Here is a 1,907-nt window from a genome sequence, read left to right on the forward strand (position 1 = left end):
TGCAAAGCCGCGGATAATGATGAGATGGTAGTGATGTTGTTGATCCAGGGCTTCCATGCGCGTCAGTGCTTCTGCGACATTAATCCGATTGCCATTCGTAACGGCTAAATCGGGAAACGTTTGAAATGGTTCTACTAATCGTACATTGCTAAAATTCGAAATGCCGCTGGTCAATCGTGTATTTTGTTCTTTTGCTTTTAATAGCACATCGGTTTTTACATTTGGATTCATGGCGAGCATTGAGGCCATGGAGGTAAGCCATACGGCCGAACCATCCATAATATTGAGATCCATATCGCCATACATTAATATTTTTAACTGTCTCAAAAAATCATCGCTCCTACATATCTACTTGATCAATCAGGCGTTGCGAGGCATCGACGCCATGTTTTATAAAATTAAATTTATCGGCACTGAACAACGTCACGCCTTGTCGGAAATAAGCATCCAAAGGTTCGTCTTGTTCCATCTGGGTGAGGACGTGTGGTACACTGCCCATCCATGGTATCCTCGTCTGGAGTAAAGCTCTGTGATAGGTCATACTATTGACAAATGTGTAGTCTTCTTGTGCCCCCACTTCGCGCAATTGGTCCTTCGCATGCTCTAAATAATTCTTCTTCCCAATGACATGAGCGTTCGTATACTCCGTAGCTAACACTAAATCCGTCAGATAGTGTTCCCCGTAATAATGCGCGCTACTCATATAACTCATCCATTCTGTTGTCACAATCTCTTGGATGTGTGGATAATGGTTCATGTAAGAAAGTGTGTAGATGCGGCAATTTTCCGTGTTGTAGGTATTCATACAGTCAGTGACACCATCAAACATTGTGGCAAATAACACCAATTGTTTGTTTGGATGAGCTTGCCGGTCAAAATTGGCTTGGACGGCTTCGATATCGGCTTGGGAATGGACAACGGAAAGCACCGTCACCGCGGTAGGTGTTCGCTCCAAGTGAACGCCTAATTTGTCCAACATCAGATGCAGACGATGTTGATACGTGTGGTGGTGATACACTTCGCGGATTCCTTCCAACGCCTTTTGTTGGTATACAGCTTCATCGGTCGTAAGGAGGTGTATCTTTTCTTCGAGACTTGCTTCGGTTTCGCCAATCAACACCAAGTCGCCGAACATGCGTTGAATCCCTTTGGAATAACTACTAATAATAGGGGTCCCGCAAGCCAACCCTTCAAACACACGACGGGAGAACATCGTTGGCGACCCTTTGATACTATTGATATTCAGCATATATTTGTACCCTTTATACGCCACATTCATCTCATTGTACGCAAGGCTTCCTATAACATTGGGCAAAAACTGCGCGGGAAATTGGAAATCCGGGGAGTGCCGTTCGAAGTTGCGATCATAAATCGCCAGGCCGTATGGTTGCGTCATCCTTAAAATCTGATCCATATCTCGTCGGCGGTCTTCATGGCGATTCGCATAATAAGAACCTGCAAAACACATTTTATCGATGCGTTGTGGATATAATTGGATGGGGTTATGCATGGCTGGTTGAATCGCAAAACTTTGAGCAAAGACATTGTCATGTCCTGCAGCAGCTTTGTACTTGGGAATCATATCGGCATCGGTGGTATAAATATAATCAAACAACTTCGCCGTATCGATAAATTTCTCATAGTGAATCGGGTCTTCTTTGTTCCAGAAAATCGTCGGTACTTCGTTTTGGCGGCACCAGTCGAGTAGACCAAGCAAGGCGCTACGGTCTTGGTTCGCATACCGACCGATTTTGTATTCCCAGGCCTTCTCATTGCCATGCCACGCAGATTCGACCATGAGTACATGGGGTTGTTCCCGCTCCAGCACTTCTTCCCAATTGTCCGGTGTAAAAGAAATCAGTTGCACTTCCTTGTCGTAACAGGTGCGCGTAAATTCATCAAAAATA

1 protein-coding gene and 1 pseudogene are annotated in these 1,907 nt (G+C 44.8%); both read right to left on the minus strand.

The genetic code is table 11. The features are described from left to right. Window positions 1–327 (minus strand): annotated as a pseudogene (locus PRIP_RS15960) (glycosyltransferase); the annotation flags it as partial. 13 nt (window positions 328–340) lie between these two features. Continuing rightward, the coding region (locus PRIP_RS15965) for a CgeB family protein (protein WP_036102658.1) at window positions 341–1,907 on the minus strand (1,567 nt) is incomplete at its 5' end.

The organism is Paenilisteria riparia FSL S10-1204 (assembly GCF_000525995.1).
In the GTDB taxonomy this organism is placed as follows: Bacteria; Bacillota; Bacilli; order Lactobacillales; family Listeriaceae; genus Listeria_A; species Listeria_A riparia.